Raw genomic sequence first — 13,008 nt, 5'->3', positions numbered from 1 at the left:
CTCTCCCCGGCCGCCTTGTGCGGCGGCCGTGTCGCTTCCGCTCCTCCGGCAGGTGTGTGCACGCCGCCGGCGCGTACGCCCGTACCGGTGTGTCCGCATCTTCCACGGTCGCGCGCCCCTGCGGTGTCGCCGCGCCGCCGGTTCGACGGTGTCTTCCGGAAGAATGCCTGGGCTGACGTCTTTCGCCGCTTCCTGACGATGTCCGACTGATGTCCGTCGGGTGCACGGCATGTGTCCGATCCCCTACGGGTCGTGATCGAGTCCGCCCGGCCGAGCAGAGTAGCCGGACCTGGACGCCGCGGCCACCCTTGGCGTAAGCATGGCGCCATGACAGTCATCATCACCGCACCCGAACTCGCCGAGACGCTCGCCGGCGGGGCGCCGCCGGTCCTGCTCGACGTGCGCTGGCAGTTGAGCCTGGCGAAGGCGGCGGGCGCCCCGCCGTTCGACGGCCGGGCCGAGCACGCGGCCGGGCACATCCCCGGCGCGGTCTTCGTCGACCTGGACCGGGAGTTGGCCGGTGCCCCGGGCGGGCACGGCCGCCACCCGCTGCCGGATCTCGCGCAGTTCGGGGCCGCGATGCGCCGCGCGGGTGTGTCGGCGAGCCGTCCGGTCGTCGTGTACGACGGCGGGCAGGGCTGGGCGGCCGCCCGCGCGTGGTGGATGCTGCGCTGGACGGGTCACCCGGACGTGCGGGTCCTCGACGGCGGGTTGCCCTCCTGGACGGGGGAGTTGGTTACCCAGGTGCCCGTTCCGGCCGAGGGTGACTTCGTGCCCGCGCCGGACGCGGCGGGCCTGCTGGACGCGGACGGGGCCGCCGAACTGGCCCGTACGGGTGTGCTGCTGGACGCCCGTGCGGGGGAGCGGTACCGGGGCGAGGTCGAGCCCGTGGACCGGGTCGGCGGTCATATCCCCGGCGCGGTCTCGGCGCCGACGACGGAGAACGTGGGTCCCGACGGCCGTTTCCTGCCCGCGGTCGAGCTGAAGGACCGCTTCAAGGCCCTCGGCGTCTCCTCCGACGCGCCGGTGGGCGTCTACTGCGGCTCGGGTGTGTCCGGCGCCCACGAGGTGCTGGCGCTCGCGGTGGCGGGCATCCCCGCGGCCCTGTACGTCGGTTCGTGGTCGGAGTGGTCCGCGGACCCCTCCCGGCCGGTGGCGGTGGGGGCCGACCCGCAGTAGCGGCCACGGCAGCGCCGAGCGGGGCGGGAACACCTGGGTGTCCCGCCCCGCTCGGCGTCGTACGACGGTCTACTCCTGCTTCTTGCGCCGGGTGCCGAACACGATCTCGTCCCAGCTCGGGACGGCCGCGCGGCGGCCGGGACGGACCCCGTCGGCCTCGGCCTGGCGGTCCGTGGCGCCGGTCAGCCGGTCGCGGTGGCTGCCGACCGAGCGGGGCATGAGGACGTCCGCGTAGGCCGAGCCGGCCGAGGCCGCGGGCGCCGGCGGCTCCTCCACGGCGGCCTCCTCGTCGGGCTCGTCCGGGCTCTCCGGGGTGAGCTCCGGCACCACCATGTCGCCGCGGAAGGACGGCACCGCCTCCAGCAGGCTGGTCAGCGAGTCCCGTTCGCCGGTGGTCTCCTCGGCCGGCTCGGACGACTGCGCGGGCAGGCTCGGCCGCTCCCGCTCGGTCTGCCGGTCGAGGGCGCGGTCCATCGAACGCTCGCGCGGCAGCCGGGCGATGCGCGGGACGAACGGGAAGCTCGGCTCCGGTACGGCGAGATCGTCGGACTCGCCGATCAGCGAGCGCGCCTCCTCGTCCACGGCCTGGACCAGTCGCCGGGGCGGGTCGTACGTCCAGCTCGCCGAGTGCGGTTCGCCCGCGACCCGGTAGACCAGCAGCACCTCCCAGGTGCCGTCGTCGCGGCGCCAGGAGTCCCACTGCACGGTGTCCTTCTCGGCGCCGCGCAGCAACAGCCGTTCCTGGACGGCCTCGCCGAGCAGCGGTCCCGAGTTCTCGCCGGGGCGGCGGACCGGGGTCTTGCGGGCCCGCTCGGCCATGAAGGCGCGTTCGGCCAGCACCGGCCCCTCGAAGCGACGCACCCGGTCGACGGGGATGCCCGCGAGCTGTGCGACTTCCTCCGCCGTGGCACCGGCTCGTATCCGCGCCTGGATGTCACGGGGGCGCAGATGGCTCTCGACCTCGATCTCGATCTGGCCGAGGCGTGGCCGGTCGCCGCGCACGGCGGCGCGCAGCCGCTCGTCGATCGGAAGCGTGTACTCCGTTGCGTCGGCAGCCTTCAGCACCAGCCGTGTGCCGTCATTCGAGACGGCCACGACACGCAGTTCGGGCATGGGGACCTCCCGGGTGGTGCCTGCCGACGTCACGTGCGTCGCTGCTTCCGCTAGTCGAGTGTGGCCTGCCCGGGTGCAGCCTGCCACAACCTTGCCGAGTTGCCCGGCGTGTCGAGCACGGGCCCTGGATCGCCGTTATGGCACGGTAACCAGTTCGCCACGCTGAGTGACAAAGTCCGTCACCCTGTGCAACTAGCTCCCTCCCGGCGGTCCTTGGTGGTCGCGGACACCCTGATGGGAGGCCGGACCCAGGGTTCGCAACAGTACTCCATTCGGACCACGTGCGTGGATTGGCGCGCCGCCCAACTTCCGGCAAGGGATGCGCGCGAGCCTCGCGCAACCGGTTTTGTGGATCATGGGCGTGGCGTACTTCACGCGATCCCCGGAAGCGGAACCAATGGTTTCGCGCATACGTCCCTATCTCATGCAGTCGGTACCTCGATGTCGATCAAGTACGGGAAAGGCAGGCAAGCTCCGGGTATGCGCGAAAAACCCGATGCGGAGCGCAAGCGCATCGACCTGAACGTCCCGCAGGTGGCGGGCAGCGCCCTGGCGGCGGTCATCGCGGCGAAACTGGCCTCTTCCTTCGGCGTGTACGGCACCATCCTCGGCGCCGGTGTCGTCAGCGTGATCGCCACCTGCGGCGGCTCCGTCTTCCAGCACTTCTTCCGGCGCACCGGGGAGCAGTTGCGGGTGGCCAAGACGCCGGCCGCCGTGTCGCCGCTCGCGGGTCCGCCCGCCGAGGGCGAGTACTCCCCGGGCACCGTCTACCGCGCGCGGGTCAGGAGCTGGCGGCGGCCGGTGATCGCGGCAGCTCTCGTGTTCGGGGTGACCATGGGCGGCATCACGACCTACGAACTGGTCTCCGGCAGCAGCTTCAGCGGCGGGTCCGGTACGACCGTCGGCGACGCGGTCGTCGGCCGGAAGCCCGCCGTCCACCGAACGGATGACCCCGGTCAGCTTCCTTCGCACACCTCCCCGGGTGACGGCACCTCGCCGGACGACGGCCACTCCCCGGGATCGACACCGGAATCCGGCGCGGGCGCGGAATCCGGCTCGGGTTCCGGCTCCGACGGCGGTACGGCGGACCCGGCGTCGCCCTCGCCGAGCGCCTCGCCGGACGGGACGGCCGACGGGGACCAGGCCGGCCCGGCCCCCACGCCCAGCGGGTCCGCCGGGGCGCCTACGACCCCAGCACCCTCCGCAAGTAGTCGTTCCGGAACAGCCGATCCGGGTCGAGACGATCCCGCAGCGCCGTGAACTCGGCGAACCGCGGATACACCCGTGCGAGGTACTCCGCGTCCCGGGTGTGCACCTTGCCCCAGTGCGGCCGCCCCTCGTGCGCGGTGAAGATCCGCTCCGCGGCGGTGAAGTACGACTGGTACGGCGTGCCCCGGTACATATGGACGGCGATGTAGGCGCTGTCCCGGCCCGAGGCGGTGGACAGGGTGATGTCGTCGGCGGGAGCGGTGCGCACCTCCACCGGGAAGCTGACGCGCAGCCCGGAGCGCTCGACCATGGCCTTCAGCTCGCGCAGCGTCTCCACCAGGGCCGCGCGCGGAACGGCGTACTCCATCTCCACGAAGCGCACCCGGCGCGGCGAGGTGAAGACCTTGTAGGGGATGTCGGTGTACGTCCGCGCGGACAGCGCCCTGCTGGAGACCTTCGCGATCCCCGGGATGCTCGCGGGCGCGGCCCGGCCGGCCCACTGGGTCACCTGGAAGAGGCCGTTGGAGAGGAACTCGTCCTCGAACCACCCGGCCAGCCGCCCGACGGGCCGCTCGGGGCCCGCGCTGCGGTTGTTGCGCTTGGTGTTGGTGTTCCCGGTGTGCGGGAACCAGTAGAACTCGAAGTGCTCGTTCTCCGCCCAGAGCTGATCGAACTCGGCGAGGACCCGGTCGAGGGGCATCGGCTCCTCGCGCGCCGCCAGCAGGAACAGCGGCTCCACGGCGAAGGTGATCGCGGTGACGACGCCGAGCGCGCCGAGCCCCAGCCGGGCGGCGGCGAAGACCTCGGGGTTCTCCGTCGCGGAGCAGGTGAGCACCGAGCCGTCCGCCGTGACGAGTTCGAGGCCCTTGATCTGGGCGGCGATGGAGGCTGAGTCGCGGCCCGTGCCGTGGGTGCCGGTGCTGGTGGCCCCGGAGACCGTCTGCTCCATGATGTCGCCCATGTTGGTGAGCGACAGACCCTCGCGCGCCAGCACCGCGTTGAGTCGCTTGAGCGGGGTGCCCGCCTCGACCGTGACCGTCATGGAATCCCGGTCGACGTCGCGTATGCCCGTCAACAGTTGAGGGCGTATCAACACGCCGTCGGTGGCCGCGATCGACGTGAAGGAGTGCCCGGTGCCGACGGCCTTCACCGGCAGCCCGTCCTCCCGCGCCCGGCGCACCGCCGCGGCCAGCTCGTCCACCGAGACCGGCGCCACCTGCCGGGCGGGCCGGGCCGTGACGTTCCCGCCCCAGTTACGCCATGTGCTGTTAGCGCCGCTCGTCTTCCCGCTCGCTGTGCTGCTCAACGGTTCCTCCCCGACCCGCGGCCGGCCTGCGCAGCCGGCGGTACCCGAGGAAACCGACCACGACCGCGACGGCCCCGGAGAGCACCGGGACCCCGTACCCGGCGCGCGCCCCGGCGGCGTCGATCACCGAACCGGCCAGCGAGGAACCGAGCGCCACGCCGACCGCGAGGCCGGTGCTCACCCAGGTCATGCCCTCGGTGAGCCGCGCGCGAGGTACGTGCTCTTCGATGAGGGACATCGTCGTGATCATCGTCGGTGCGATGGACAGCCCCGCAACGAACAGCGCCACGGCCAGAAGCGGCAGGTTTCCGACCAGTAGGAGGGGGATCATACTCACGGCCATGGCGGCCAGGCCCACCAGCCAGCGGCGTTCCGCCGCCCCGGCCGGCCGCAGCAGCCCGAAGACCGCGCCCGCCGCGCAGGAGCCGGCCGCGTACAGGGCGAGCACCACGCTCGCGGCGCCCTTGTGGCCGCGTTCGTCGGCGAAGGCGACCGTGACCACGTCCACCGAGCCGAAGACCGCACCGGTCGCCACGAAGGCCGCCACCAGCACCTGGAGCCCCGGCGACCGCAGCGCGGTGCCGCCGCCCCCGCCCTGCCGCTCGCGCGGGTGCGGAGCGGGCTCGGTGGCCCGCAGGGCGGTCAGCCAGCACACGCCGGCCGCCAGGAAGACGGCGGCGAGCAGCGGGCCCGCCTCCGGGAACCAGACCGTGCACAGACCGATGGAGACGATCGGCCCGAAGACGAAGCAGATCTCGTCCACGACCGACTCGAAGGAGTAGGCGGTGTGCAGCTTGGGCGTGCCCCGGTACAGGGCGGCCCAGCGGGCCCGGATCATCGCGCCCAGGCTCGGCACCGCGCCGATCCCGGCGGCGCAGACGAACAGCACCTGGTCCGGCCACCCGAAGTGCGCGGCCAGCAGCAGGCCGGCGGCCGCGGCGAGGGCCACCAGGGTCGCGGGGCGCAGCACCCGGCTCTGCCCGTGCCGGTCCACCAGCCGGGAGACCTGCGGTCCGAGCACCGCGGCGGACAGCGCGATGGTGGCCGACAGCGCGCCCGCGAGCCCGTAGCGCCCGGTGAGCTGGGAGATCATCGTGACCACGCCGATGCCCATCATGGACAGCGGCATCCGGCCGACGAGTCCCGCGGCCGAGAAGGCCTTGGTCCCGGGCACGTCGAAGAGGGCTCTGTAGGGGCTGGGCACGTGGTCTCCGAGGGGGTTCCGGTAAGGCGCCAATGCGGCGGATACAGCTTACGAGTTAGGTAACCCTAAGTGCACTCGGTCTCGGCTGCGGGAAGCGCTGCGGAAATTTCGGCGGGAACCCGCCGGATCCCGACTCTTCACCCCGCGGTTGCCGGGTTGCCGGTGCCGGGTGGCAGGATCGAGACATGCCAGACGCGCTCGATGCCACCCCGTACGACGCCCTGCTCCTGCTCTCCTTCGGCGGCCCCGAGGGCCCCGACGACGTGGTCCCGTTCCTGGAGAACGTCACGCGCGGGCGCGGCATCCCGAAGGAACGCCTGAAGGAGGTCGGGAAGCACTACTTCCGGTTCGGCGGGGTCAGCCCCATCAACGGCCAGAACCGGGCCCTCCTGAAGGCCCTGCGCGAGGACTTCGACGGACACGGCCTGGACCTGCCCGTCTACTGGGGCAACCGCAACTGGGCGCCGTACCTGACGGACACCCTGCGCGAGATGGCCGCCGACGGCCGCCGCCGCATCCTGGTCCTCGCCACCAGCGCCTACGCCTCCTACTCGGGCTGCCGCCAGTACCGCGAGAACATCGCCGAGGCGCTGGCCGCCCTGGAGTCCGAGGGTCTGGAGCTCCCGAAGGTCGACAAGCTCAGGCACTACTTCAACCACCCAGGCTTCGTCGAGCCGATGATCGACGGCGTGCTGCGCTCCCTCGCCGACCTCCCCGAGGAGGTCCGCGACGGCGCCCACCTCGCCTTCAGCACCCACTCCATCCCCACGGCCGCCGCCGACACCTCCGGCCCCGTGGAAGCGCACGGCGAGGGCGGCGCCTACGTCGAGGAGCACCTGGAGGTGGCCCGGCTGATCGCCGACGCCGTCCGCGAGCGCACCGGCGTGGACCACCCCTGGCGCCTCGTCTACCAGTCCCGCTCCGGCGCCCCGCACATCCCGTGGCTGGAGCCCGACATCTGCGACCACCTGGAGGAGCGGCACGCGGCCGGCGTCCCGGCGGTCGTCATGGCCCCCATCGGCTTCGTCTCCGACCACATGGAGGTCCTGTACGACCTCGACACCGAGGCCGTCGCCAAGGCCGGGGAACTGGGGCTGCCGGTGCGCCGCTCGGCCACCGTGGGCGACGACCCCCGGTTCGTGGCCGCCGTGCGCGAGCTGGTCCTGGAGCGCGCCGCCGCCGAGCGCGGCCAGGGCATCACCCCCTGCGTCCTGGGCACCCTGGGTGCGAGCCATAACGTCTGCCCCGTCGGCTGCTGCCCGTCCCGGGCGCCCCGCCCGGCCGCGGCCGGGGCCGACAGCCCCTACGCGTGAGGAGACCCGTGACCGACGCCCTGCACCTGGACCTGCTGCGGCTGGCCCGGGAGGCCGCCCGCCGCGCCGGCGAACTGCTGCGGGACGGCCGCCCGGCCGATCTCGCCGTGGCGCGGACCAAGTCCAGCCCGATCGACGTCGTCACCGAGATGGACATCGCGGCCGAGAAGCTGATCACCGATCTGATCTCCGGGCAGCGCCCGGACGACGGCTTCCTCGGCGAGGAGGGCGCCTCGGCCGCCGGCACCAGCGGCGTGCGCTGGGTGATCGACCCGCTCGACGGCACCGTGAACTACCTCTACGGCCTGCCCACCTGGGCCGTGTCCATCGCCGCCGAGCAGGACGGCGAGACCGTCGCCGGGGTCGTCGCGGCCCCGATGCGCGGCGAGACGTACCACGCGGTGCGCGGCGGCGGCGCCTGGGTCACCGGCGCATGGGAGGGCGAACGAGCGCTCGCCTGCCGCCCCGCGCCCCCGCTGGACCAGGCGCTGGTCTCCACCGGCTTCAACTACGTCAGCGATGTGCGCGCCCACCAGGCCGAGGTGGCCGCCCGGCTCATCCCGCTGGTCAGGGACATCCGGCGGGGCGGCTCGGCGGCCATCGACCTGTGCGACGTGGCCTGCGGCCGGCTCGACGGCTACTACGAGCGCGGACTGAACCCGTGGGACTACGCCGCGGGGGACCTCATCGCCCGGGAAGCGGGCGCGCTGACCGGTGGACGGCCCGCACAGGGCCCGTCACGGGATCTGACGCTGGCGGGCACCCCGGGCGTCTTCGAGCCCCTCCAGGGGCTGCTGGAGGACTTCGGGGCCTGGCACGACTGACGGTCCGCCCGGACGGGACGGTGGACCGCCCACGACGACGCGAGGGGACCCCGGCGCTGGATTCGCCGGGGTCCCCTCGCGTGCTGGTGCCGTGCTGGTGCCGTGCCGGTGTCGCTCGGGTGGATCAGACGCGGGTCGCGCCGACCTCCACACCGTGTTCGGCGGCGAGGCGGCGCAGGTCGTCCAGCTCTGCCTGCTCCACCTCCACGAGGAAGTCGTCGCCCTCGTCGCGGGCCCGCGACAGGTCGGACTCGGTCGTCTTTATGCGCTGGAGAAGTCCTGCGGTGAAAGCGTCCATGCTGCGCCCCCTCGTCCTGGGTCGGTGGGTCGGTGGCACGGGGGTGTGCCGTGGGAAAGGACGATCACGTCTCCAACGGGTGCCCGGCGCGCCCGGCCGGGCGGCTACGGTGCCGGACACCCGCGTCCGACCTGCACAAGCGGATCGCCGGGTACCGCATGGTGGTGCGGCACATGCAGAGCGTGATCGCGGGGTGTAAACCCGTCCTCCCCCCGCTCCCGTTCCGGGAAACCTCGGCGGTGGAGAAAATCTCGTTATTCCCGCCCGGGGCCCCCGTTCCCGCGGCCGGACCCCGTTTACAGCCGACTTATGGCCGAAAAGGGCAGGATGGAGGTCACACTCCACGAACAACCCTGCCCGTGCCGGCGCCCCGGGGCGCTACGCGGGTGGACACAGGAAGGACAAGGGACGTGCGCGTACTCGTCGTCGAGGACGAGCAGCTGCTCGCCGATGCGGTGGCCACCGGACTGCGCCGGGAGGCCATGGCCGTCGACGTCGTGTACGACGGTGCGGCCGCCCTGGAACGCATCGGCGTCAACGACTACGACGTGGTCGTCCTCGACCGCGACCTCCCGCTCGTGCACGGCGACGACGTCTGCCGCAAGATCGTCGAGCTGGGCATGGCCACCCGGGTGCTGATGCTCACCGCCTCCGGTGACGTGAGCGACCGGGTCGAGGGCCTGGAGATCGGTGCCGACGACTACCTGCCCAAGCCGTTCGCGTTCAGCGAGCTGATCGCCCGCGTGCGCGCCCTGGGCCGCCGCACCAGCGTGCCGCTGCCGCCGGTCCTGGAGCGCGCCGGCATCAAGCTGGACCCCAACCGCCGCGAGGTCTTCCGCGAGGGCAAGGAGGTCCAGCTCGCGCCCAAGGAGTTCGCGGTCCTGGAGGTGCTGATGCGCAGCGAGGGCGCGGTCGTCTCGGCGGAGCAGCTGCTGGAGAAGGCCTGGGACGAGAACACCGACCCGTTCACCAACGTGGTCCGGGTGACGGTCATGACCCTGCGCCGCAAACTCGGCGAGCCTCCCGTGATCGTCACCGTGCCCGGCTCCGGCTACCGGATCTGATCGACCGTGGCCCAGACCCCCGCACCCCCGCAGACCCCCCCGAAGCCCACCTGGGACCCACGGCGCCCCCAGCCTCCCTTCCCCTGGCTGCGGCCCACGATCCGCATACGGCTCACGCTGCTGTACGGCGGCATGTTCCTGATCGCCGGCATCCTGCTGCTGTCGATCATCTACCTGCTCGCCGCGCAGGCCATCAGCACCGGCAACCAGCCGCTTTTCAAGATCGTCAGCTTCCAGGAGCTGAAGGTCTCCAGCGACAACTGCCCCGCGATCAACACCACCAGCCTGCCCCTGGCGGACTTCAACGACGCGATCAGCCGGTGCGTGGACCACCGCCGCCAGGTCGCCCTGGACAACCTGCTCAGCCGCTCGCTGCTGGCCCTGCTGGGCCTCGCGGTGATCGCCTTTGCGTTCGGTTACGCGATGGCCGGCCGGGTGCTGTCCCCGCTCGGCCGGATCACCCGCACCGCCCGCGCGGTGGCCGGCTCCGACCTGTCCCGCCGGATCGAGCTGGACGGCCCGGACGACGAGCTCAAGGAGCTGGCGGACACCTTCGACGAGATGCTGGAGCGGCTCCAGCGGGCCTTCACCGCCCAGCAGCGCTTCGTCGGCAACGCCTCGCACGAGCTGCGCACCCCGCTCGCGATCAACCGCACCCTCCTGGAGGTCCACCTCTCCGATCCGGGCGCGCCGGTGGAGCTGCAGCAACTCGGCAAGACGCTGCTGGCCACCAACGAGCGCAGCGAGCAACTGGTCGAGGGCCTGCTGCTGCTCGCCCGCAGCGACAACCAGATCGTGGAGCGCAAACCGGTCGACCTGTCCGAGGTCGCCACCCGGGCCATCGACCAGGTGCGCTCCGAGGCGGAGGCCAAGGGCGTGGAGATCCGCGGCGAGCGCGCCCCGGCCGTGGTGCAGGGAAACGGTGTGCTCCTGGAGCGCATCGCGCTGAACCTCGTACAGAACGCCGTGCGGTACAACGTGGCCGAGGAGGGATGGGTCGAGGTGGACACCGAGGTCCAGCACGGACAGGCGGTGCTCACCGTCTCGAACACCGGTCCGGTGGTGCCGGCGTACGAGATCGACAATCTCTTCGAGCCCTTCCGAAGGCTGCGCACCGAGCGCACGGGCAGCGACAAGGGCGTCGGCCTCGGCTTGTCCATCGTGCGGTCCGTGGCTCGGGCGCACGGCGGCCACATCGCGGCGCGGCCCCGCGAGGGCGGTGGTCTCGTGATGCGTGTGACACTGCCGCTGTGATCGACCGCCCATTCCGTCGACACACGCGGGAGATGTTCGCTTCACGCGGAATTTTTCAGAGGCCGAATGGGCTTCTGTTTGTGTGATCGATCACATGGGCGGATTTCCGGCCATGTACTGTCAGTGATCATGACAGAAGGCAGAAAGCCTGAAAAGTCCTGGTTTTCAGGGCTCTTGATCACGGGAAGTACACGATGAGGCGCCTTTGAGGTGCGGTATTCGAAGCGTGTACGGTCCTCACCGCCATCCAAGCCGATCACTCTTGAGGGATCGGGTTGGGTGTCGATTGAGTAACAGCCCTTGATGTGAGGCAAAATCTCCGCCTCAGGTCGGGCACAAGTCCGGCCTCTCACGCGTTACGTGCGCTGGAGACACCGCAGACACCCAGAGGGGGAGAGCGATATGGCAACCGACTACGACACTCCACGCAAGACCGACGATGACGTCGACTCGGACAGCCTGGAAGAGCTGAAGGCCCGGCGGAACGACAAGACCACCTCCGCGGTGGACGTCGACGAGTTCGAGGCCGCCGAGGGCCTGGAACTGCCCGGAGCGGACCTCTCGAACGAGGAACTGGCCGTCCGGGTCCTGCCGAAGCAGCAGGACGAGTTCACCTGCATGAGCTGCTTCCTGGTCCACCACCGCAGCCAGCTGGCCCGCGAGAAGAACGGTCAGCCGATCTGCCGCGACTGCGACTGAGGACGGGTCGGCCATGACTGGCTCGACCCCTCCCCGGAAGCGCCGCTTCTCCCTGCGGAAAGCGGACCAAGGGTCGCTCGACGGCCCACTCGGCGCGCGTGACGACGAGCGTGGCTCCCCGGACAGGGGAGCCTCGCTCGAACAGACGGCGGACCGGGCCGACCACCCGGCGCCGAAACGACGACCCGTGCCCATCGCCAGGCGACAGGCACGGGTCATCGCCCGGGAAGGCGCCCGCAGGAGCGGTGACCGCGCTCGTGCGGGGCTGGCCTACCTCGCGGACCGTGTCATCGACATCGCCCCGCGGGTGCCCGTACGCGACCTCGCGACCCTGCGCAGGCAGTTCCCCGGTCTCGGACCCGAGGAACTGGCCGACAAGCTGGTGGCGGGCGCCGCGGCCGGTACCTCGACCATCGGGGCCGGGGTCGGTGCGGCGGCGATGCTGCCCGTGCCGCCCGCCCTGCCGACCGAACTGGCCACGGAGATCACCGGGGTCGCTGCGGTCGAGCTGAAACTCATCGCGGAACTGCACGAGGTGTACGGCCTCCGGCCGCCCGGCAACCTCAAGGTCCGCAGCACCGCGTATCTGTCCTCCTGGTCGGGGGAGCGCGGCATCGACGTGATGAAGCCGTCGACGTACGACGCGGCCCTCGGCGGCCGCATGAAGCGCGAACTGCGCCAGCAGATCATGAAGCGGATGGTGCGGGACATGCCCACACTGATGCCGTTCATGGTGGGCGCCGCGGTCGGGGCGGTCCTGAACCGCCGGGACACCAGAAGACTCGCGGCCCGCGTCCGTGCCGACCTGCGCGAGATCCAGGTGCCCTGGGAGGAGCTGGAGCAGCTGCCGCCGCTGGAGCAGCCTGCCAAGCCCCTGAGACTGCGCGGTCTTCACAAGGGGCTCTGACCCGTCCCGAACCCCCCTCGGCTCTTCCCGGGCCCTTTCCGGCCCTCCTGAGTCCTTCCGGGAGGCCTCCCGGAGGCCGGTTCCTAGCTCTCCGCCGGGGTGGCGGCGTTCGCCCTGCGCGCCGCCTCGATCGCCGCCGCCAGCCGCTCCGGTTCACGCGTCGACAGGTACAGGTACGGCGTCGGGTCCTCGGGGTCCGTGACGATCACCCGCAGTGCCCTCGGGATGTACGCGCGCAGCAGCAGGAACGCGCGGACATCGGCCTTGTAGGTGCGCCAGGCGCGGGCCTCCTCCGGCTCCAGCACCTCGGACTCGCCCAGCGCCGACACCGGGATCTTCGCCTCGCCCGCGATCAGCGAGTCGCCGACGACGCGGATGCGTGGGGAGCCGTAGGAGCTGGCGACCACCGCGGCCGCGGCCGTACCGCCGACCAGGCCGCCCAGGATCGGCAGGGTGCCGAACGGGAACAGGATCAGGGCGCAGGAGACGCCCACGAGAAAGCTGATCAGCCACCACGAGCGGGGAGCGGTGAGGCGTTCTTCGTACGGGGTCGCGGAGTGCTGCATGGAGCCAAGCTTGGCACGGCATCCTGTATGGGCCGGAATGAGGGTGGTGCCGGTGCGGAGCGCCGTCGGGTG

General features: G+C 71.8%; 13 protein-coding genes. 8 read left to right on the top strand and 5 right to left on the bottom strand.

What is annotated here, in order from left to right; all coding sequences use genetic code 11:
- The first annotated feature begins 327 nt into the window (after positions 1–327).
- Positions 328–1,179, top strand: coding sequence for a sulfurtransferase (locus VT52_RS33010; RefSeq protein ID WP_046421463.1), 852 nt, complete (start codon positions 328–330; stop codon positions 1,177–1,179).
- A gap of 69 nt (positions 1,180–1,248) precedes the next feature.
- Here the strand turns inward: VT52_RS33010 and sepH are convergent, their stop codons facing one another.
- Positions 1,249–2,292 (bottom strand): septation protein SepH, encoded by a 1,044-nt coding sequence (gene sepH / locus VT52_RS33005; RefSeq protein ID WP_046421464.1) that lies wholly within the window; start codon positions 2,290–2,292, stop codon positions 1,249–1,251.
- A 480-nt stretch (positions 2,293–2,772) separates the two neighbouring features.
- Here sepH and VT52_RS33000 point away from each other — a divergent pair, with 480 nt between their 5' ends.
- A complete protein-coding gene (locus VT52_RS33000) occupies positions 2,773–3,552 on the top strand; it encodes a hypothetical protein (protein ID WP_046421466.1) in 780 nt (259 codons plus the stop codon).
- On the opposite strand, the gene VT52_RS32995 is transcribed toward VT52_RS33000, so the two are convergent.
- Entirely contained in the window at positions 3,476–4,807 is a 1,332-nt protein-coding gene (locus VT52_RS32995) for a D-arabinono-1,4-lactone oxidase (protein ID WP_046421467.1), read from the bottom strand. The two genes, VT52_RS33000 and VT52_RS32995, sit on opposite strands and share 77 nt — an antisense overlap.
- Positions 4,770–6,011, bottom strand: a complete 1,242-nt coding sequence (locus VT52_RS32990; RefSeq protein ID WP_046421468.1) for an MFS transporter — start codon at positions 6,009–6,011, stop codon at positions 4,770–4,772. The genes VT52_RS32995 and VT52_RS32990 overlap by 38 nt, the downstream gene beginning before the upstream one ends.
- Positions 6,012–6,196: 185 nt before the next feature.
- Between VT52_RS32990 and VT52_RS32985 the strand changes: the two genes are divergently transcribed.
- Both VT52_RS32985 and VT52_RS32980 read left to right on the top strand, forming a co-directional pair.
- Complete coding sequence (locus VT52_RS32985) at positions 6,197–7,324, top strand: ferrochelatase (RefSeq protein ID WP_046421470.1); 1,128 nt, start codon at positions 6,197–6,199, stop codon at positions 7,322–7,324.
- Positions 7,325–7,332: 8 nt separating this feature from the next.
- Entirely contained in the window at positions 7,333–8,148 is an 816-nt protein-coding gene (locus VT52_RS32980; protein ID WP_046421471.1) for an inositol monophosphatase family protein, read from the top strand.
- 124 nt (positions 8,149–8,272) lie between these two features.
- Here VT52_RS32980 and VT52_RS38300 read toward each other — a convergent pair whose 3' ends face one another.
- Entirely contained in the window at positions 8,273–8,446 is a 174-nt protein-coding gene (locus tag VT52_RS38300) for a hypothetical protein (protein WP_164932606.1), read from the bottom strand.
- A gap of 410 nt (positions 8,447–8,856) precedes the next feature.
- On the opposite strand from VT52_RS38300, the gene VT52_RS32975 reads away from it, so the two are divergent.
- The 4 genes from VT52_RS32975 (at position 8,857) to VT52_RS32960 (ending at position 12,370) form a co-directional block, all read left to right on the top strand.
- The gene (locus tag VT52_RS32975) at positions 8,857–9,510 is read left to right on the top strand and encodes a response regulator transcription factor (RefSeq protein WP_046421472.1); all 654 of its coding nucleotides are present in this window, start codon (positions 8,857–8,859) and stop codon (positions 9,508–9,510) included.
- Positions 9,511–9,516: 6 nt separating this feature from the next.
- On the top strand, positions 9,517–10,764 hold the full coding sequence (locus VT52_RS32970; RefSeq protein ID WP_046421473.1) for a sensor histidine kinase: 1,248 nt from the start codon (positions 9,517–9,519) through the stop codon (positions 10,762–10,764).
- A gap of 402 nt (positions 10,765–11,166) precedes the next feature.
- Positions 11,167–11,463: a DUF4193 domain-containing protein gene (locus VT52_RS32965; RefSeq protein WP_037654155.1), complete on the top strand. Its 297-nt coding sequence runs from the start codon at positions 11,167–11,169 to the stop codon at positions 11,461–11,463.
- 13 nt (positions 11,464–11,476) lie between these two features.
- Positions 11,477–12,370, top strand: a complete 894-nt coding sequence (locus VT52_RS32960; RefSeq protein ID WP_063888347.1) for a hypothetical protein — start codon at positions 11,477–11,479, stop codon at positions 12,368–12,370.
- A gap of 83 nt (positions 12,371–12,453) precedes the next feature.
- On the opposite strand, the gene VT52_RS32955 is transcribed toward VT52_RS32960, so the two are convergent.
- The gene (locus VT52_RS32955; RefSeq protein WP_046421475.1) at positions 12,454–12,936 is read right to left on the bottom strand and encodes a DUF3093 domain-containing protein; all 483 of its coding nucleotides are present in this window, start codon (positions 12,934–12,936) and stop codon (positions 12,454–12,456) included.
- Positions 12,937–13,008 lie beyond the last annotated feature (72 nt).

This window comes from Streptomyces malaysiense (assembly GCF_000980885.2).
In the GTDB taxonomy this organism is placed as follows: Bacteria; Actinomycetota; Actinomycetes; order Streptomycetales; family Streptomycetaceae; genus Streptomyces; species Streptomyces malaysiense.
Note: the sequence above shows the minus strand (reverse complement) of the source record. Positions and strands in the feature narration are given on the sequence as shown.

Bases quoted from the DNA above. Each gene is read 5' to 3' on its own strand.
- VT52_RS33010 (WP_046421463.1), top strand. From the start codon at position 328: ATGACAGTCATCATCACCGCACCCGAACTCGCCGAGACGCTCGCCGGC.
- sepH (WP_046421464.1), bottom strand. From the start codon at position 2,292: ATGCCCGAACTGCGTGTCGTGGCCGTCTCGAATGACGGCACACGGCTG.
- VT52_RS33000 (WP_046421466.1), top strand. From the start codon at position 2,773: ATGCGCGAAAAACCCGATGCGGAGCGCAAGCGCATCGACCTGAACGTC.
- VT52_RS32985 (WP_046421470.1), top strand. From the start codon at position 6,197: ATGCCAGACGCGCTCGATGCCACCCCGTACGACGCCCTGCTCCTGCTC.
- VT52_RS38300 (WP_164932606.1), bottom strand. From the start codon at position 8,446: ATGGACGCTTTCACCGCAGGACTTCTCCAGCGCATAAAGACGACCGAG.
- VT52_RS32965 (WP_037654155.1), top strand. From the start codon at position 11,167: ATGGCAACCGACTACGACACTCCACGCAAGACCGACGATGACGTCGAC.
- VT52_RS32960 (WP_063888347.1), top strand. From the start codon at position 11,477: ATGACTGGCTCGACCCCTCCCCGGAAGCGCCGCTTCTCCCTGCGGAAA.
- VT52_RS32955 (WP_046421475.1), bottom strand. From the start codon at position 12,936: ATGCAGCACTCCGCGACCCCGTACGAAGAACGCCTCACCGCTCCCCGC.